18 protein-coding genes are annotated in these 16,845 nt (G+C 57.9%); 5 read left to right on the top strand and 13 right to left on the bottom strand.

All coding sequences use genetic code 11. The features are described from left to right. Positions 1–82: 82 nt before the first annotated feature. From E5Q11_RS10935 to E5Q11_RS10920, 4 genes are read left to right on the top strand one after another with little or no spacing between them, the layout of a single operon-like run. A complete protein-coding gene (locus E5Q11_RS10935) occupies positions 83–2,062 on the top strand; it encodes a 4Fe-4S binding protein (protein WP_135803471.1) in 1,980 nt (659 codons plus the stop codon). An 18-nt stretch (positions 2,063–2,080) separates the two neighbouring features. Continuing rightward, entirely contained in the window at positions 2,081–2,926 is an 846-nt protein-coding gene (locus E5Q11_RS10930; protein WP_135803470.1) for an Mrp/NBP35 family ATP-binding protein, read from the top strand. Then, positions 2,923–3,627, top strand: coding sequence for a biotin/lipoate--protein ligase family protein (locus tag E5Q11_RS10925; protein ID WP_135803469.1), 705 nt, complete (start codon positions 2,923–2,925; stop codon positions 3,625–3,627). Before E5Q11_RS10930 ends, E5Q11_RS10925 begins: the two co-directional genes overlap by 4 nt. Then, positions 3,624–4,100, top strand: coding sequence for a DUF6505 family protein (locus E5Q11_RS10920; protein ID WP_135803468.1), 477 nt, complete (start codon positions 3,624–3,626; stop codon positions 4,098–4,100). Before E5Q11_RS10925 ends, E5Q11_RS10920 begins: the two co-directional genes overlap by 4 nt. Here the strand turns inward: E5Q11_RS10920 and E5Q11_RS10915 are convergent, their stop codons facing one another. From E5Q11_RS10915 to E5Q11_RS10855, 13 genes are all read right to left on the bottom strand, one after another. After that, positions 4,101–5,348 carry a molybdopterin-binding protein gene (locus E5Q11_RS10915; protein WP_135803467.1) on the bottom strand — a complete coding sequence of 416 codons (1,248 nt, stop codon included), beginning with the start codon at positions 5,346–5,348 and terminating at the stop codon, positions 4,101–4,103. It lies immediately after the preceding gene. An 11-nt stretch (positions 5,349–5,359) separates the two neighbouring features. After that, positions 5,360–5,851, bottom strand: coding sequence for a molybdopterin-guanine dinucleotide biosynthesis protein B (gene mobB, locus E5Q11_RS10910; protein ID WP_135803466.1), 492 nt, complete (start codon positions 5,849–5,851; stop codon positions 5,360–5,362). Beyond that, on the bottom strand, positions 5,848–6,435 hold the full coding sequence (mobA, locus tag E5Q11_RS10905) for a molybdenum cofactor guanylyltransferase MobA (protein ID WP_135803465.1): 588 nt from the start codon (positions 6,433–6,435) through the stop codon (positions 5,848–5,850). The genes mobB and mobA overlap by 4 nt, the downstream gene beginning before the upstream one ends. Beyond that, entirely contained in the window at positions 6,428–7,297 is an 870-nt protein-coding gene (locus tag E5Q11_RS10900) for a formate dehydrogenase accessory sulfurtransferase FdhD (protein ID WP_135803464.1), read from the bottom strand. The genes mobA and E5Q11_RS10900 overlap by 8 nt, the downstream gene beginning before the upstream one ends. Before the next feature lie 6 nt (positions 7,298–7,303). Continuing rightward, positions 7,304–8,119 (bottom strand): ABC transporter substrate-binding protein, encoded by an 816-nt coding sequence (locus E5Q11_RS10895; RefSeq protein WP_135803463.1) that lies wholly within the window; start codon positions 8,117–8,119, stop codon positions 7,304–7,306. An 18-nt stretch (positions 8,120–8,137) separates the two neighbouring features. After that, positions 8,138–8,848 carry an ATP-binding cassette domain-containing protein gene (locus E5Q11_RS10890; RefSeq protein WP_135803462.1) on the bottom strand — a complete coding sequence of 237 codons (711 nt, stop codon included), beginning with the start codon at positions 8,846–8,848 and terminating at the stop codon, positions 8,138–8,140. Beyond that, positions 8,841–9,536, bottom strand: coding sequence for an ABC transporter permease (locus E5Q11_RS10885; protein WP_135803461.1), 696 nt, complete (start codon positions 9,534–9,536; stop codon positions 8,841–8,843). The genes E5Q11_RS10890 and E5Q11_RS10885 overlap by 8 nt, the downstream gene beginning before the upstream one ends. Before the next feature lie 118 nt (positions 9,537–9,654). Next, positions 9,655–10,539 carry a 2-oxo acid dehydrogenase subunit E2 gene (locus E5Q11_RS10880; RefSeq protein WP_135803460.1) on the bottom strand — a complete coding sequence of 295 codons (885 nt, stop codon included), beginning with the start codon at positions 10,537–10,539 and terminating at the stop codon, positions 9,655–9,657. A gap of 21 nt (positions 10,540–10,560) precedes the next feature. Continuing rightward, positions 10,561–11,910, bottom strand: a complete 1,350-nt coding sequence (locus tag E5Q11_RS10875) for a biotin/lipoyl-containing protein (protein ID WP_135803459.1) — start codon at positions 11,908–11,910, stop codon at positions 10,561–10,563. Next, complete coding sequence (locus E5Q11_RS10870) at positions 11,900–12,895, bottom strand: alpha-ketoacid dehydrogenase subunit beta (protein ID WP_135803458.1); 996 nt, start codon at positions 12,893–12,895, stop codon at positions 11,900–11,902. Before E5Q11_RS10870 ends, E5Q11_RS10875 begins: the two co-directional genes overlap by 11 nt. A gap of 14 nt (positions 12,896–12,909) precedes the next feature. Continuing rightward, positions 12,910–13,950, bottom strand: a complete 1,041-nt coding sequence (locus tag E5Q11_RS10865) for a thiamine pyrophosphate-dependent dehydrogenase E1 component subunit alpha (protein ID WP_135803457.1) — start codon at positions 13,948–13,950, stop codon at positions 12,910–12,912. 105 nt (positions 13,951–14,055) lie between these two features. Continuing rightward, complete coding sequence (locus E5Q11_RS10860; protein ID WP_135803456.1) at positions 14,056–15,150, bottom strand: hypothetical protein; 1,095 nt, start codon at positions 15,148–15,150, stop codon at positions 14,056–14,058. A gap of 428 nt (positions 15,151–15,578) precedes the next feature. Further along, a complete protein-coding gene (locus E5Q11_RS10855) occupies positions 15,579–16,382 on the bottom strand; it encodes an SDR family NAD(P)-dependent oxidoreductase (protein WP_135803455.1) in 804 nt (267 codons plus the stop codon). A gap of 164 nt (positions 16,383–16,546) precedes the next feature. Between E5Q11_RS10855 and E5Q11_RS10850 the strand changes: the two genes are divergently transcribed. Next, the gene (locus E5Q11_RS10850) at positions 16,547–16,825 is read left to right on the top strand and encodes a co-chaperone GroES (protein ID WP_135803454.1); all 279 of its coding nucleotides are present in this window, start codon (positions 16,547–16,549) and stop codon (positions 16,823–16,825) included. Positions 16,826–16,845 lie beyond the last annotated feature (20 nt).

The raw sequence follows: 16,845 nt of genomic DNA, 5'->3' as shown, positions 1-16,845 counted from the left end.
AATCCTCAGCGGCTGTGGCATGCTCGCTAAACATGAATCCCCGTTCATACGTATAAGAACAAATAAAAGAGCTAAAGTTCCGATGACTGCAAACAAGACGTTACTACTGTGCTCGTGCGATAAAACCCAGGCCATCGATCCGGAATCACTCCGGACCGCTGCGGCTGCCGATCAGGTTTTTGCTGTAGACCAGCTATGCGTTGGTGAGATGAGCAAAGCGGTAGAGCATCTCAGCGGCAATACCGAAGTACTGATTGCCTGCGGTCAGCAGGCGGCGCTGTTCGAGAGACTAGGCGAAGAAATCCACGCCGAAACCGGGCGTTCGGCCCCTTTGAATACCATCGATATCCGCGACCGCGCAGGCTGGAGTTCGCCTGATGCAGATCCGCGGCGACTGAATGGCAAGCAGGCCGCTCTGCTTGCCGCATCGCGGTTACCTGCGCCCATGGCCCCGGCCAAAACCATCCAGTCTGACGGTGTCTGCTGTATTGTCGGCCCCACTGAGCAGGCGGTTCGGATGGCCGAACTGGTCCAGGATGAGCTGGGCGTTACCTGTGTCGTCAGTGATGCTGGCCCGATTCATCTGCCGTCTGACCAGTACGATATGGCCAAGGGCAAACTCGCATCGGCCCGCGGTGCCCTGGGCAACTTCAAGCTGGAATTCGAGCAGCTTCAGGCGCTCAAGCCGGCGGGGCGGGGAACACTGGGTTTTGGCGAAGTTCAGGCTACTGCGCGCAGTGAGTGCGACGTGTTTATTGATTTGCGTGGCGGCGAGCCAGCATTTCCCAGCCATGAGAAACGCAACGGCTATTTCTGGGCGGATCCGGCGAAATCCGGCGAACTGGAGCGCATCGCCCTGACCGCCCGGGAGCGGGTCGGCGAATTCGAAAAAACGGTCTATTTCAACCTGGAAGAATCCCTGTGTGCGCATTCGCGCGCCAACAAGCCCGGTTGTACCCGGTGTCTTGATGTGTGCCCGACAGAGGCCATTTTCTCGTTCGGCGACACGGTCCAGATTGATTCCGACGTCTGTGCCGGCTGTGGCTCCTGTGCTGCCGTTTGCCCGACATCAGCGGTGACCATGAATGAAACGCCGTTTGAAGCCATTACCAAAGCGGTAGACGTTCTGGCTCGGACCTATCGCGAGCACACCCAGGAATCTCCGCGGCTGGTGTTCCACACCATGGCTGCTGGCGGCGACGCGATTGCTGAACTGGCGCGTTTCGGCGACGGGCTGGCGGACGATCTGATCCCGCTTGGCATTGAACACGTTGATCGTATCGGCCATGCCGAGATGATGGCGGCCTTTGGCGCCGGTTTTGCAGAAGTGCTGATTCTGGCCGACCGGGATACTGACCGGGAGGCGCTCGCCTCTGAAGTCGAGCTGGCTCAGGCGATGCTTCGTGGTGCCCATCATTCATCAAGTCGGGTAAGAGTGGTCGGCGCCGATGAGCTCAGCGCAGCGGGCGAGAATGCTGCGCGGGTGAGCGAGCCTGTACTGCTGGTGGGTGGACGTCGGGACATCACACGGGTGGCCGTTGCGGCCATGGCCGGCAAGGTGGATGAGCCTATTGCTCTGCCGCTGGGCGCGCCTTACGGTGAAATCAGTATCGACTCTGACAAATGCACGCTCTGCCTGGCCTGTGTGTCCTTGTGCCCGACGGGCGCTCTGACCGACCACCCGGACCGTCCGGAAGTCCAGTTTACGGAAAATGCCTGTGTTCAGTGCGGCGTATGCGAAAGTACCTGCCCTGAAACGGCAATCAGCCTGGTTTCGCAGCTAAATCTGTCGAAAGAGGCATTGAGTCCCAGGACGCTGCACGGTGAAGATCCCTTCGAATGCATAGGCTGTGGTCGCCCCTTCGGTGTAGCAAGCACGATTAACAAGATTGTCGAGAAGTTGGAAAACCAGCACTGGATGTACACAAACTCTGATAATGTTCAGCTGATCAAAATGTGCGATGACTGTCGCGTCAAGGCCCAGTACCACGGTGACAAAGCGCCGATGGCTGCCGGCCAGCGCCCGCGGGTTCGTACCAGCGACGATTATCTGGACAGTTAAAATCAAGCAGGAACAAACATGGTAGAAATCGTTGATGCCGGAAAATCCAATCTGATCGGCACAGATGCGCCCCGGCCTTCCGACAAGAACCCGCGAGGCATTGACCGGATTATTGCCATCGCCTCGGGTAAGGGTGGCGTTGGAAAATCCACCGTGTCGTCCAATCTGGCCGTTGCGATGGCTTCGAAAGGCCTGAAAGTCGGTCTGCTTGATGCAGACGTATACGGCCCCAGTCAGCCCAGAATGCTGGGCGTATCCGGCAGGCCCTCCAGCCCGGACGGCAGCACCATTCTGCCCCTGCGTAATCACGGTGTAACGCTGATGTCGCTGGGTCTGATGGCGCCTGAGGGTGAAGCCATTGTCTGGCGTGGACCGATGCTGATGGGTGCGCTGGAGCAGATGATGAATCAGGTGGACTGGGGCAGGCTGGACGTCCTGCTGGTGGATCTGCCGCCCGGTACCGGTGATGTCCAGATGACCCTGAGCCAGAAATTCTTTGTGGCCGGTGCGGTTATCGTCTCGACACCCCAGGACATTGCGCTGATGGACGCCCGCAAGGGCATCGATATGTTCAAGCGCATGGAGGTTCCGCTGTTCGGTCTGGTTGAGAACATGGCGTCCTTTGTGTGTGACGGCTGTGGCAAGGTGCATCATCTGTTTGGCCACGGCGGCGCCCGCAAAGAGGCTGAAAAGCTGGGATCTCCCTTCCTGGGAGAAATTCCTCTGGATCTGGATATTCGCATCGGTTCAGACGGTGGCGTACCGATTGTAGTGTCAAAGCCAGATAGCCCTCAGGCTCAGGCTTTCCAGCAGATCGCTGACAAGATTATCGCTTCTGACGTTTACGCTAAGGCCATGAAATGATCGAGACACCTTCGTTCCCGCCGCTGTTGGCGGGAGAAGTGGTGCCCAACAATATGGACCCGTTTGAAAAAGCGGTCAGCCGCGCCATTGCCGGCGTGGACTCGGGCACGGTTTTTTATTCCGAAGCCGGCGATAACCTTCGGGCGGCGCTGGTTCTTGCACCTGAAACCCCGCTGGAGCAGGCAATCCAGGCGGTTTATGTGGCCCAGATCGGGTTGGCCGAAAGCCTGGGCGCGCTGGCCCCGCCGGAGGTGCCCGTGCACTTTCAATGGCCGGACCGGATCAAGGTCAATGGGGCTATTTGTGGCAAGATCCGCTATGCCGCCGATGTGTCGGACCCCGGCGCCGAACCCAAATGGCTGGTGGTGGGTATAGAAATTCCGTTTATTCCTCACGGCGACGACCCGGGTGCCAACCCCAATGAAACCTGTCTGCTGGAAGAAGGCTGCAGCGAAGTGACGCCCATGGCCTTGCTGGAAAGCTGGTCCAAGCATACCTTGTTGTGGCTGACCTATTTTCTGGACGACGGCGCTGAGCGCGTTCATAGAGAATGGCGCCCACGCTGCGACACCCTGGGTGAAACCGTTGAGAAGCCCAAACATGGTGTGTTTGTTGGCCTGGATGAAAAAGGCCGGATGCTACTGCGTGACGGCCCCATGACCGAAACCATCAGCCTAATTCAATTCGCGGAGCAAGTATGAAACTGGCCCGAACCCTGCGCCTGGATGTATCAGATGACAACGTCTATGAGAACCCTGCCCTGAGCGGAGAGTGGGCTATTTCTGGCGGATTCGAGTTTTCCAACTGGACCGAGGCGGACCTGAAAGGCAAGGCTCGTCAGGCGTTTACCAACGGCTGGTACAGCATTGAATACGGCGGTCGCGCCAGCTTTGTGGGCGTCTGCCAGATTACCGATTCAGAGCTGGAACATCTGCGCCGGACCCTGGCACAGACGTTTGTGGATGGATACGGCGCGCCGGATTTCGATGCCGCCTACGCTGTGGCCTGCGAAGAAATCGATCAGATGCGTCATATGTGTGAAGACTTCGAGGAGAATACTCTGCTGATGGTCAGCCGCACGCTGACCGATCTTGGGGTAGAAGAAACCTACCGCTCCCGCGCACCGCAGGACGCTTCCCTGGAAGCCTTTGCGGTGCACGGTCAGGTTGACTGATCAGAGCCCGAAACTGCCGTAGGGAATAAATCGCACGGGGGTGCCGGGCTCGATCTGTTGGGCGTGCTCGTCCAACTCAACCATGCCTTCTGACCAGGCCAGGCCGGTTACCCGGCCGGAACCTTCCGAGCCGAATACTTCAACCTGGCCTTCACGAACCCGGGCACGCAGCATCTCGCTGCGTCCGGGTTTCTTGTTTTTGGTAAAGTTGGCGGGCAGAACGTAGCTCTGCGGTTCAAACCATTTCCCACCTGCCAGCAGTGCCATTGCCGGTGCACCAAAGCGCAGGGCGCAGACCCAGGCCGCTACCGGGTTGCCCGGCAGACCCACCACCGGTGTACCCTGGAACATGGCAAGCGCCAGAGGCCGGCCGGGTTTGATGGCAATACGCCAGTTGCTGATCTCGCCATGGGCTTTCAGGGTTTTCGACACATGGTCCTCGTCGCCTGCGGACACCCCGCCACTGGTCAGGATCAGGTCGCACTGCTTGGCACCGCGATCCAGTGCCGCTTTCACATCGTCGGCCCGGTCCAGTACATGGCCCAGATCCACCAGTTCATAGCCAAGCTGGCTGACCAGGGCACCCAGCATGGGCCGGTTGGCGTCGTAAATCTGCCAGTCGGTCACCGCTGAGCCGACAGGTTTCACTTCATCGCCTGTGGACAGTACGCCAACGCGAAGCGGCTGATACACGTCCACCGATGCAACGCCAACGCTGGCGAGTACGGAAATCTGGGTTGGGGTCAGGCGGGTGGACGCTGCCAGGATCCGGTCCTGCGACTTTATGTCTTCGCCGGCTTTGCGGGCGTTGGCGCCGGCTTTCAGCGTGCCGTTAAGAACCAGTTGCCCGTCCCTTATCTCGCAGTCCTCCTCGAGCACCACGGTATCAGTGCCGGCCGGAATCACGGCGCCGGTCAGAATCCGGATAGCGTGGCCTTCGGGTACCCGTTCTGCGTAGGGCTCACCAGCAGCGCTGCGGCCTTCGATTAAAGGCAAAATGCAGGGTACCCGTGAAACGGGACCGGCGAGGGCATAGCCATCCACAGCGGAATTGTTACTGGGCGGATGGGCACGGGGTGCAAACACATCGCTTGCCAGTATCCGGCCATTGGCCTGTGCCAACGGAATTGCCCGATCCACACCCACCACCGGGTGCAGGCGCGAACGTAACCGCTCCAGCGCTTCCTCCACCGGGGTCCAGTTCACACCCGGGGGCAAGGCAAAACAGTCGTTGCGAAGCTCGTTCATGGCTCTCTCATCTACTGCGATTTTCGGTTCAGAATGTAGTTTGTAATGCCGGATACATCGTTCAGATCAAAGCCCGGCCCTGAAAAATCTGAAGCATAATCTGTCGCTACGGCAATAATGCTGTCGTCATTCGGGAATAGCGGTGCCTGCTTGCACGTTTGCCGGTGTACTTCGATCTTGGGGTGGTTGTGGGCTTTGTAGCCTTCCACCACAACCCAGTCGCAGGGTTCGAGCCTTGCTAACAGTTGATCCAGGGTTGGCTCCGGGGCACCACGAAGTTCATGCATAATGGCAACGCGTTGACCGCCGGCCAGAATGACTTCCCGGGCGCCGGCGCTGCGGTGGTGATAGCTGTCAGTGCCGGGCTGGTCGACGTCCACCCGGTGATGGGCGTGTTTGATCGAGCTGACCGTTAGCCCCCGGGCGCATAATTCACTGATCAGGGCACTGGCCAGGGTGGTTTTGCCACAGTTCTTCCAGCCTACAATTCCAATAACATTCACGTCAGGTTCTGCTCCGCCCAGGCCAGGTCTTCCGGCGTATTGATATTGAAAAAGTCGTCCTCGGCAAACAGCACCAGGGATTCGCCCTGGGCCTGGGTCCATTGGCGAATCTTGCGTACACCGTCATTCAGTGCGGCCCTGAGGTCATGGCGTAACGCTACTTTCCAGCGGCCAAAGGTGGGCTGGGGCAGCCTGCCACGCTCAGGGTCCGGCGTTGCGGCCAGCACAACCGGGGTATCAGAACCCGCCAGGCGTTCGGCCAGATCCAGGGGAAAGGACGGCGTATCGGCGGCGACACTGATCAGCCATTCATGGCCCTGCCCGGCAGCCCAGTCCATGCCCGCAAGAATGCCGGCCAGAGGGCCGGGAAAATCCGCGACCGAATCCGCCACCACAGGCAGCCCGATATCATCAAACCGGCTCAGATCACCGTTGGCGTTCAGTACCACCGCGTCGACCTGTGGGGTGATCCGCTCGACAACGCGCTGTATCAACGACTGGTCTCCCAGCATCAGTCGGCCTTTATCGCCACCGCCCATGCGGCGGGCCTGACCGCCGGCCAGAATCACCGCACATTCAGTCATGGCTTGCTCCTTTGCGCCGCATTTTCTTATCGTCGTCCGGTACCTGCGACAGGTCCTGATCGAACACCAGGCGATGCTGGCCGCTGAGACAGGTGAACTTCTTGCCCCGCATCCGACCAATCAGCGTCAGCCCGACCTGCTGGGCTATATCCACGCCCCAGGCGGTAAAACCGGACCGGCTGATCAGGGTGGGAATCCCCATCAGCGACGTCTTGATGACCATTTCCGAGGTCAGTCGGCCTGTGGTGTAAAGAACCTTGTCGGCCGCCGGGATGCCATTCAGGTGCATCCAGCCGGCAATCTTGTCCACAGCATTGTGGCGTCCTACATCTTCCATGTAGGCCAATACTTCAAGCCCCTGGCACAGTGCCGTGCCGTGAATGGCACCGGTTTCCATGTAAAGGCTCGGGGTGTGGTTGATCTGATAGGAAAGGTCGTAAAAGGTGCTGGTGTGCACCGGTGTGTCAGGTAGTTGCAGCCCTTCCAGTCCGGCCATCATGTCACCGAATACCGTGCCCACGGCACAACCGGAGGTACGGGTTTTCTTTTCCAGTTTGTCCTCGACATCGGTGACGCCGGCAGTGCGGACCACCACCACTTCCAGTTCCTCGTCAAAATCAATGCCGGTAACCTGGTCACTGGCGCGCAGCATGCCCTGGTTGAGCAGAAAACCCAGGGCCAGGTATTCGGGGTGATCGCCGATGGTCATGGCGGTGACAATTTCCTGGCTGTTCAGATAGATGGTCAGCGGGCGCTCTTCGATAACGCTGATCGACTTTACCTGGCCGTTTTCGTCGACGCCCTCAACCGTGCGGGATAGCCGGGGGTCTTTTGGATTCGGTAGAAGCGTGTCCATGGTCATTTCAGCTCAGTTATCCGGTTTGGTCTGATTGGCGTTCGGGAAAAACAGCTGTTTGCCATTGAGCTGATAGGCAGCAATGGCGGATTGCCCAGCGACAGACACCAGCCATTGTGTAAACGCCTGTGCGGCCTGCCGGTTCACTGTCGGACATTTATCGACACTGACGGGGGTAACACCGTACTGATTGAACAGCGCGGGGTTTCCCTCATACACAATGGTGGCGTCCTGTTTGTTGGCGAAGGAAATCCAGGTGGCTCTGTCAGACAGGATATAGGCTCCAAGACTCACGCCGGTATTCAGGGTTGCGCCCATTCCGCTGCCGGTTTCCAGATACCAGCGGCCCGATCCGCCCTCAGGATCAATGCCGGCTTCGCGCCACAACGCGAGTTCTTTTTTGTGGGTTCCGGAATCATCACCTCTTGACGCGAATTTCGCGCCAGTCTGCTGGATTCGCTGCAGTGCCTCGACCACGTCAGGGGCGCTGGCCACATCTGCGGGATCGGATTCGGGGCCGATGATGACAAAATCGTTGTACATCAGGTCATAGCGTTTTTCGCCAAAGCCTTCAGCAACAAAGGCTTCCTCATCGGGCTTTGAATGCACCAGCAGCACATCGCCATCGCAGCGCATGGCATTCTTGATCGCCTGCCCGGTTCCCACGGCCACAATGTTGACCTTTACACCGGTGGCTTCTTCGGCCATCGGCAACAGGTAGTCGTAAAGGCCACTGTTCTGGGTCGAGGTGGTGGACTGAACGATGATGGTATCTGCCAGCGTATGCGTACTAAGGGCGAGGGTAACGCAAATAATCAGGTGTTTCATAATGCTCTCTAAAACGGACTAAAACAGTATTTTGCCGGCCAGATAGGCTTCAGCAACTGGCGTTCGGGGCTCGGTAAAAAATTGATCGGCCGGGCTCTGCTCGGCTACCTGCCCACCTGACATAAATACGACTTCATCGGCCAGACGTCGACCCTGACCTTGGTCGTGGCTGATCAGAATAACCTTGGTACCCCGTTTGCTCTGGGCTTTGACCAGGGATTCGATCAACAGAACAGACGCCGGGTCCAGGCTTGCGGTTGCCTCATCCAGTAGAAGCAGGGCAGGTTTGCTGAGTAGTGCCCGGGCAAGGGCCAGTCGTTGTTGTTCTCCGCCGGATAACATACGAGCAGGCTGGTTTGCCCGATCAGCCAGGTGTACCGAATCCAGTGCCGCCAGAAGCTGCTGCGGGTCGGCTTTGGCGATGTCGGGGACCGCGAAAGCCAGATTCTGCAGTACTGTCCGGCGCAGCAGTACCGGATGCTGGAAAACCATGGCCTGTTGATCACGGCTGTCTGCCACCGTCAGGTTGCCCAGGGTGATCTGCCCCTGGTCTGGTTCGATCAGCCCGTGCAGGCACCGCAAAAGCAACGTCTTGCCGGCGCCGTTCGAACCCATGATGACGGTGATTCCGAGCTCTTCAATGGTCAGGTTTACGCCGTCCAGCACGGCCCGGTCGCCCTTGATCAGGCGCAGGTTGCGAATGCGGATCGGTAACAGTGAATCAGGCATATTGACGTTTCGCAGCGTATTCGCGGACACCGATCACCAGCGCGTTGACCAGCAGGGAAAGCGTCAGCAGCACCGCCCCCAGGGCAAGGGCAAGGGTCAGGTTGCCTTTGGAAGTTTCGAGGGCAATGGCGGTGGTCATTACCCGGGTCAGGTGGTCAATGTTACCGCCGACGATAATGACCGCGCCAACTTCGGCGATTGCCCGGCCGAAACCGGCCAGGATGCAGGTGGTCAGCGCAAAACGTGCATCCACCAGGTAGGCAACGATTGCGCGACGCCCGGTAACCCCCATGGAATAGAAGGTATCGCGATATTCCTGGTGCAGGTTCTCGATTACCTGATGGGACAGAGCGGCAATGATGGGTGTGATCAGCACAACCTGGGCGATGATCATGGCGGTCGGTGTGTAAAGCAGGCCCATCCAGCCCAGTGGGCCGGACCTGGAGAGCAGAAGATATACCATCAGGCCGACCACCACCGGGGGCATGCCCATCAGGGCATTCAGCACCAGGATCACGACTTTACGCCCGGGAAACCGAGTGATTGCCAGCCAGGTGCCCAGCGGCAGACTGATGACTGCGGAAATTGCCAGAGCGATCAGGCTGACGCGGATGGACAGCCAGAGAATTTCAAACAGATCAGCATCAAGGGTGACAATAAGACGTAAGGCTTCAGCCAAAGCATTCATTTTTATTATTGGAGTCCTGCGATAGTGAAGCGGAGATTGAACGCTGTTTCACCGAGATTCGCAAGGCTTTAAGGCGGAGTCAAGCCGGGGCCGTGCCCCGGTCATAACTCTGGGTTGCTCAGATTACTAAACGGCGAGGATCGGCAAGCAAGGCGCAATAGCGGGCGCTGAAGCGTGCGGCGTCGGCGCCATTGATAACGCGATGGTCGTAGCTGAGGTCCAGTGGCACCCTGGGCACCGGCTGGAAGGTTTCACCGTCCCAGACTGGCACGGTTTCCGGCGGGGTAAGGCCCAGTATTGCCACTTCGGGCGGATTGACGATCGGGGTAAATCCAACGCCGCCAATGCCACCCAGATTGGTAATGGTCATGGACGCGCCACCCATTTCTTCGCCGCTGATTTTCCGGTCCTGGGCGCGAGCCGCCAGATCAGCAATTTCTTCTGCAATCTGCCATAGCCCCTTCAAATGGGCATCGCGAATCACCGGAACCATGAGCCCGTGGGGGGTATCCACGGCGATGCCAATGTGCACATATTCCTTCAGAAAAAGTGTTTTTCCATCTTCTGAAAGCGAGGCATTGAAGCGCGGGAATTCCTCCAGGCAACGTGCCAGGGCGACCACATGGAACGCCAGCGCGGTCAGCTTCACGCCACGGGCCTTCGCTTCCGGTTTGAGCTGCTGGCGCCAATCCTCGATCGCGTTGATATCCGCACGATCATGATGCGTTACCGCTGGAATATGGGCCTGCGCAGCGGCCAGGTTGGCGGCGGTGACCTGTGCAAAACGGCTGGTAGGCTGTTCAGTGACCTGGCCGTACCGGGCGTGGTCAACCTGCCAGTATGATGTGTCGCCAGCCGGACTTCTGGTGGCGGCAGGTGTTCCGTTTTCGAGGTCGTCTCGCACAATATTCTTCCGTTGCAGGTCGCGGGCCAGCTCTTCCAGATCAATTCCCTTTTCCCGGGCCAGCGCCCTGACCGAAGGCGATGCAATGATGTCTGTCATGATGGGCTTCTGCTCCATGGCTCAGAGCAGGTGGCGGAGCGGTTGCTCCAGCCGGCCTGCGAAATCGGAAAGAAGGGCAATGGCTGCGGATGCATCGAGATGCTCGGCAGCGCATTCCAGCGTCAGCGTCAGGTTTTCACCTTTGGCCAGAACACTCAGCACCGGAATCTCTTCCGGGCCGGTCTGAAGGCTGTTCAGGTGGCCGAACCTGAGGTCGCGCAGCTTGAGATCGGGCGCCGGGCCGGATTCAGGATCGACTTCAACCAGGCTGCCCAGGCGTCGACCGCGAACTTCAAAGAGCCTGGTTTTACCGAAAGTTTCCAGTGCCACGGTGATACCCGTGTGACTCAGGCTTACCCCTGCAAACCCTGCCAACAGAGCGCCGGGATTGGTCAGGCCGGCCTCTTCGGCGGCCCAGGCTGCAAACTGGTCAAAGCCATGAGCAGCCACGTCGGCGGACAGGTAACGGCTGGGCGCTGCACCGGACAGTGCAGGCGTCTTCGCGTCCGGCAGTTGCGCGAGAGTGTCCAGATCCTTGACGTGATAGGGCTGCGGGTAACCGTTTTCGGCCAGCCTTGCCAGGTCCAGACCTCGCTCGAGGGCCAGGCGTCGGGCTTTCGGTGATGCCAGGATGCGTCCTTCCCGCGCCGCACCGGGCGCTTTTGGTGTAGCTGCCGGTTTCCGGGACGCAGGGGCTGGTTTGTTAGCGGGCGCAGGCTCGGCTGACTTTGTGGCTTCTGCCGGCTGCGGCGATTTCCCGGCGGCACTCAGGCTCTGCTGGAAGGGAGATTCCGGTTTTTCGCGGGTAATGATGGCAATGACATGGCCCACCGGCGCGTCTTCGCCTTTTTCTGCCAGCAGGGCGGCAACGAAGCCATCGTGCCCGGCCTCGACTTCCACAACGGATTTATCCGTTTCCACCTCAAACAGAATGTCGCTGGCGGTGACGGCATCACCGGGCGCTTTGCGCCAGGCCACGATCTGCCCCGCGTCCTGGGCCATGCCCAGTGCAGGCATGATGACCTGCTCGCCTTCAGGCATGGCCGGGCTGGCCTGATGATCATCGGACGTTGGCGTTTCTTCGTCTGATGGGCTGTCCTGGGCGGTTCCTGAGGTGGTTCCAGTGTCTTCCGCCGTTTCTGAAATACGTGCAACGGTCTGGCCGACCGGTATTTCATCGCCGGCAGAGGCAGTTACATCGGTTAGGAAACCGGAGCCCTGTGCTTCCACTTCCATGGTGGCTTTGTCGGTTTCCACCTCAAACAGGGGATCCCCTTCGGCGACCGGGTCGCCCGGTGATTTGTGCCAGGCAAGAAGGACGCCCTTGTCCTGAGCCATCCCCAATGCTGGCATGATGACGTCAAGCGGCATGAATCATCTCCCCCGCGCAGAGTCTGCGAGCGTTTTCGGCGACGCCTTCCGGTGTGGGTACCGTCAGGTCCTCAAGCACCGGGCTGAAGGGCACCGGTACGTCCATGGCGCCCATGCGCAACACGGGGGCGTCCAGGTAATAGAAGGCTTTTTCGTTGAGGCGGCTGGCAATTTCGCCGGTGATGCCGTAGTTCTGGTGGCCTTCATCAATCACGATAGCGCGGCTGGTCTTCTTGACGCTTTCAATTAAGGTCTTCTCGTCCAGCGGCACGATGGTGCGGGGGTCAATTACCTCGGCACTGATGCCTTCCTTTTCCAGGATGCTGGCAGCAGCTTCGGCGACCTGTACCATGGAGGAGGTGGCGACCAGGGTAATGTCGCTGCCCTCGCGCTTTATATTGGCCTCACCGAAAGGAATCAGGTATTCCTCTTCCGGCACCGGAGCCTTGTCCTGGTACATCAGCTTGTCTTCGATGATGACGACCGGGTTGTTGTCCCGAATGGCCGTTTTCATCAGGCCCTTGGCTTCATAGGCCGAGGAGGGTAAAGCCACCTTGATTCCCGGAATGTGGGCAACCAGTGCCTGCAATGACTGACTGTGCTGGGCGCCAGATCGACGGGTAGCGCCCAGGTTGGTGCGCAGAACCATGGGCACGCTCAGTTTTCCGCCGGACATGTAATGCTGTTTCGCGGCCTGGTTACAAAGCTGATCCATTACCAGGTAGATAAAATCGCCGAACATCAGGTCCACAATCGGGCGCGCGCCGGTCAGGGCAGCACCCACGCCGATGCCGACGAATCCCGGTTCCGAGATAGGCGTATCGATCACCCGGCTGGTGCCGAATTCTTCAACCAGCCCGGACAGTACCTTGAAAGGTGTACCAGCTTCGGCCACGTCCTCACCGATGATGAATGTGGTGGGATCGCGGCGCATTTCCTCAACCAGCGCTTCGTTGACGGCCTGGGACAGTGTGATTTCTCTCATTAGGGCGATCTCCTTCACTTCCCGGCCCGCAGCGTGGCGGGGTCGGTTTCAGCGTAAACGTGCATGTCCACCTCTTCGACGCCCGGATAGGCGGCGGCTTCGGCATAGGCGACAGCTTCTTTGGCGTCCTGTTTGATCTGGGCATTCAGGGCGTCGATTTCGCTTTCTTCGGCAATGCCCTGTTCCACAAGCCAGGCACGGAAGCGGATGATCGGGTCGCGGTTTTCCTTCCAGTCGGCTTCTTCTTTTTTGGAGCGGTAGTACTCGCGATTAATGTCGCCAACATGATGGCCGTGGTAGCGATAGGTCAGCAGTTCCAGGAAAAAAGGTCCGTCACCGTCACGGCAGCGCGCGACCAGTTTCTTGCTGAGTTCGTTAACGCCAAGAACGTCCTGGCCATCAACCTGGAATGCTTCGATGCCGAAGGCCTCAGCTCGTGCGGTTATAGAGCCCGCAGCGATTTCCTCGGTTTTGGTGTACTCGGAATAACCATTGTTCTCACAGGCGAAGATAACCGGAAGCTTCCACAGCGCGGCCATATTCATGACTTCGTAAAGCAGACCCTGAGCGGTGGCGCCGTCGCCGAAGAAGCAGACGGTGACGTCGTCCTGCCCCAGCAGCTTTGCCCGCAGTGCAGAACCGGTGGCGATGCCCATGGAGCCGCCAACAATGGCATTGGCCCCCAGATTGCCGTGGTTCTGATCGGCAATATGCATGGATCCGCCCTTGCCGCGGCAGTAGCCTTCCTGCTTGCCCAGCAATTCGCAGAACATCTCTTTGTAGTTGGCACCCTTGGCTACGCAGTGCCCGTGGCCCCGGTGGGTTGAGGTGATTCGGTCGCTGTCGGTCAGCGCTTCACAGATGCCCACTGCTACCGCTTCCTCACCGGAATACATGTGGGTCAGGCCCTGCATCTTGCCGGAGAGGTAAAGCTGGTTTGCGTTGTCTTCGAAGGTACGGATTCGGACCATCTGGGTGTACATCCGAAGGGCTTCTTCTTTACTGGGACCTGATGCGGTTTTCGCTCGGGTCCTGGTTTTGGTTTTTGAGGTCATGACAGTTATCCAGAGTTCATCGGTTGGGAATTCTGCAATCTCGGGAAACACCGTATTTGATAAGTAGTGGCAGTCCTTTGCCCTGGACAGGTTCCGAGAGATTGATCAGAAATAAAGCGCGCCGGTGACCGTGAACTGGGTGTTCCATGTGTCGTCATCAGGCCCGCCGTTCGCAAAATCAGCGTTCTTGGACGTGTACACACTGACCCAGGTGTTAAAGGCACCCCTTGAGAGGTGAACGCCGGCAATGCTGAACTGCGTGTCGTCAGCGGAAATGGTGTCGTCGCTGCCACTGTCGAGAAAATCGTAGTCGTGATAGAACTTGACGGTGTCAAAGACGCCAACAGACGTCGGCATTGTGTAGGAGATCCGGGTTGAGTAGACATTGCCGCTCGCCGGAATCGGTTTGCCTTGTGACAGATAAACGGTGTCGGTGGTGGCCGGGCCGCCGACGGGCGCTTTTTCCAGGTTGTAGTCGTAGGTCATGCCCTGGAGTGTCAAGGCAAAGCCGCCGACGTTGTAGTTGGCAAATGCAGTCGCCGCCCAATGCTCGCCCCCGCTCTCATTTGTCAAGGTGTTGTACAGGTCGCCGTATTGACCGTTGGAACCCAGTTGCAGGCTCGCCCCATCCAGATCAATGGTGTAAGCGCCGCCACCGTGAAAGGTGTTGGTTACTTCCACGTCCGAAAGACCGACCTGGGAAATCAGATCAGGGCGGAATCGCGCAGTGGGCTTACTGCTCAGTTCAGCGTTTTTGGTGAAGGCGAACACCCAGTCCATGTTGCCCTGCTTGAATTTGGTTTTGATGCCCGGCTCGGAATTGTTTGCCAGGCCAAGCCACAGAGGCACGTCACTCAAAAAGCTGTTGTCATAGTAGGAGCCGTCCACGCCCGCTCCCAGTGGTTGAATAATGACGCCGACTTCTGTCGCCCAGTTGTCATTGTGCTTGAGGCCGGCGTAAGTCCAGGCCGGGAAAAAGGCCTGCTGGGTTACCTGGTAATCCCATCTGGACCGGTAATAGAGTCCGCCGTCGAAATCGCCATTGATGGCCAACTCGAACTTGTCGAGAAAATAGTTGCCGGTCTTTTCACGGCTGGACTCGCTGCTGTCTGCAAGGATGTAGAGCGTCTCAACGCCGATCCCGACTCTGAGAGGTACATTATTCTCAAGGTCTGTGATCCGCCGCTGTATATCTTCCATGGCGCTATCAGTTGAACCCTGTGCGATAGCCGTTGGAGTGCAAAGCATTGCAGCTGCGCCGGCAGCTGCAACCAGGCACTGAAAATTGGATCTAACCTTCGGTATTACACTATTCATAGTAATCTCCGCGTTCTTGTTGTTTAGGTGAATTGTGCAGTGGCACACTCACTGTTTAGCAAAACCTTAAATATAATGCAAACGTTTGCATCGTAATCTGTACGCTTTGGCTGCGTTTGGCTTCACTTTGAAATAGGGGGATCGACCTCTTGATTCGAAGCTGCTGGCGCTTAAACAAAAAAGCGCCAGCAAGACGCTGGCGCAAACTCCCACGACAAATGGGGTAGGAAAACAACAATGCAATGCCGGTTTAGCGTCAGGGCATTATCGACGACTGCTTCGCTCCAGACGGCCTCAGCAGAGGGTGCGGGTTACTGCATTATCATACCGCCGTCAATCATCAGCAGCTGACCTGTCATGTAGTCAGAGTCGCTGCTCGCCAGGAACGCGGCCGTTCCGACGACGTCTTCCGGGTAGGAGTAGCGCTTCATGAGTATCATGCTCTCCGCCAGTTGATCCATGGACTGCCCGGCCTTATCGAATTTGCCGATGGCGACCAGGTCTTTATCAAGCTGTTCCCAAAGCTCTGTTCGAACAACACCTGGGCCATAGCCGTTTACGGTGATGTTGTGATCGACCAGGGCTTTTGCACCACCATTGATCATGGCCTGAACAGCGTGTTTGCTGCATGAATAGGGAACGACGTCATCGAAGGCCTGGCGACTGAGAATAGAGCCGACGTTGATAATCTTGTAGGGGCCATTCTCCTTACCCTGGGCAATCATCTGCTTCGCTGCTTCCTGCATGCCAACCAGGCAGCCCCAGGCGTTCACATCCATGATCTGGCGCCAGTTCTCCTCGGTGATGTCAAGAAACATCAGAGGTTTGTTGATGCCGGCGTTGTTGAGCATGACGTTGAGGCTGCCGAATGCGTCGACAGTGGCTTTGACCGCCGCTTTCATCTGGTCCCGGTTGGTTACATCCAGGCTGACTGCAATCGCCTCTCCGCCTTTTTCTTTAATGCGGGCGACGACTTCCTGGCAGCCCTCGAGATTGATATCTGCCACGCAGACCTTCGCACCCTGCTCGGCGTAGTGCTCTGCAACAGCGGCACCCATACCTCTTGCCGCGCCGGTGATCAGGCAGTTTTTGTCTTTCAATCGCGTCTTATCCATCGTTCCCCTCATATTTTGTCTTTGTTTAGGTTTCGGGTGATGAACTGAGTCTAGCCAAGTGGTTTTACAAATGCAAACGATTGCGCTACATTGATTTGAGGAATTATTGTTGTGTGCAATAAATATAAGTAATAACAAAGAAAATACCAGCCGGAGAAATTTTTATGACGCTGCATCCCGCACCCGACCGCATTATTTTGGAACTGATCGAGCAACGCCAGGAATCTGCCCAGGGCATTGTTATGTCGAACAGAAGCTCTGGAGAATCTCCGAAAGGACGAGTGGTCGAGATTGGCTACGACGCCCGGTCCCGCCTTGAAGGCCTTCAGCAAGGCGACACTCTCTTCTTTGCAGCAGGCCGCGGTGAAATCATTGCAGACGCCGGCAGCAGCCGGATCATCGTTCATGTCGGCGATGTCCTTGCGTGGGCAAACAGCCAGTAAAAACGTTCATTGCCAATTTC

The organism is Marinobacter confluentis, assembly GCF_004785685.1.
Classification (GTDB): domain Bacteria; phylum Pseudomonadota; class Gammaproteobacteria; order Pseudomonadales; family Oleiphilaceae; genus Marinobacter; species Marinobacter confluentis.
Note: the sequence above shows the minus strand (reverse complement) of the source record. Positions and strands in the feature narration are given on the sequence as shown.

Coding starts and splice junctions, on each gene's coding strand:
- E5Q11_RS10885 (WP_135803461.1), bottom strand. CDS start 9,536: ATGAATGCTTTGGCTGAAGCCTTACGTCTTATTGTCACCCTTGATGCT.
- E5Q11_RS10850 (WP_135803454.1), top strand. CDS start 16,547: ATGACGCTGCATCCCGCACCCGACCGCATTATTTTGGAACTGATCGAG.
- E5Q11_RS10920 (WP_135803468.1), top strand. CDS start 3,624: ATGAAACTGGCCCGAACCCTGCGCCTGGATGTATCAGATGACAACGTC.
- E5Q11_RS10900 (WP_135803464.1), bottom strand. CDS start 7,297: ATGACCATGGACACGCTTCTACCGAATCCAAAAGACCCCCGGCTATCC.
- E5Q11_RS10925 (WP_135803469.1), top strand. CDS start 2,923: ATGATCGAGACACCTTCGTTCCCGCCGCTGTTGGCGGGAGAAGTGGTG.
- E5Q11_RS10865 (WP_135803457.1), bottom strand. CDS start 13,950: ATGACCTCAAAAACCAAAACCAGGACCCGAGCGAAAACCGCATCAGGT.
- E5Q11_RS10935 (WP_135803471.1), top strand. CDS start 83: ATGACTGCAAACAAGACGTTACTACTGTGCTCGTGCGATAAAACCCAG.
- E5Q11_RS10930 (WP_135803470.1), top strand. CDS start 2,081: ATGGTAGAAATCGTTGATGCCGGAAAATCCAATCTGATCGGCACAGAT.
- E5Q11_RS10870 (WP_135803458.1), bottom strand. CDS start 12,895: ATGAGAGAAATCACACTGTCCCAGGCCGTCAACGAAGCGCTGGTTGAG.
- E5Q11_RS10915 (WP_135803467.1), bottom strand. CDS start 5,348: ATGAACGAGCTTCGCAACGACTGTTTTGCCTTGCCCCCGGGTGTGAAC.
- E5Q11_RS10895 (WP_135803463.1), bottom strand. CDS start 8,119: ATGAAACACCTGATTATTTGCGTTACCCTCGCCCTTAGTACGCATACG.
- E5Q11_RS10890 (WP_135803462.1), bottom strand. CDS start 8,848: ATGCCTGATTCACTGTTACCGATCCGCATTCGCAACCTGCGCCTGATC.
- E5Q11_RS10875 (WP_135803459.1), bottom strand. CDS start 11,910: ATGCCGCTTGACGTCATCATGCCAGCATTGGGGATGGCTCAGGACAAG.
- E5Q11_RS10880 (WP_135803460.1), bottom strand. CDS start 10,539: ATGACAGACATCATTGCATCGCCTTCGGTCAGGGCGCTGGCCCGGGAA.
- E5Q11_RS10855 (WP_135803455.1), bottom strand. CDS start 16,382: ATGGATAAGACGCGATTGAAAGACAAAAACTGCCTGATCACCGGCGCG.
- E5Q11_RS10860 (WP_135803456.1), bottom strand. CDS start 15,150: ATGGAAGATATACAGCGGCGGATCACAGACCTTGAGAATAATGTACCT.
- mobA (WP_135803465.1), bottom strand. CDS start 6,435: ATGACTGAATGTGCGGTGATTCTGGCCGGCGGTCAGGCCCGCCGCATG.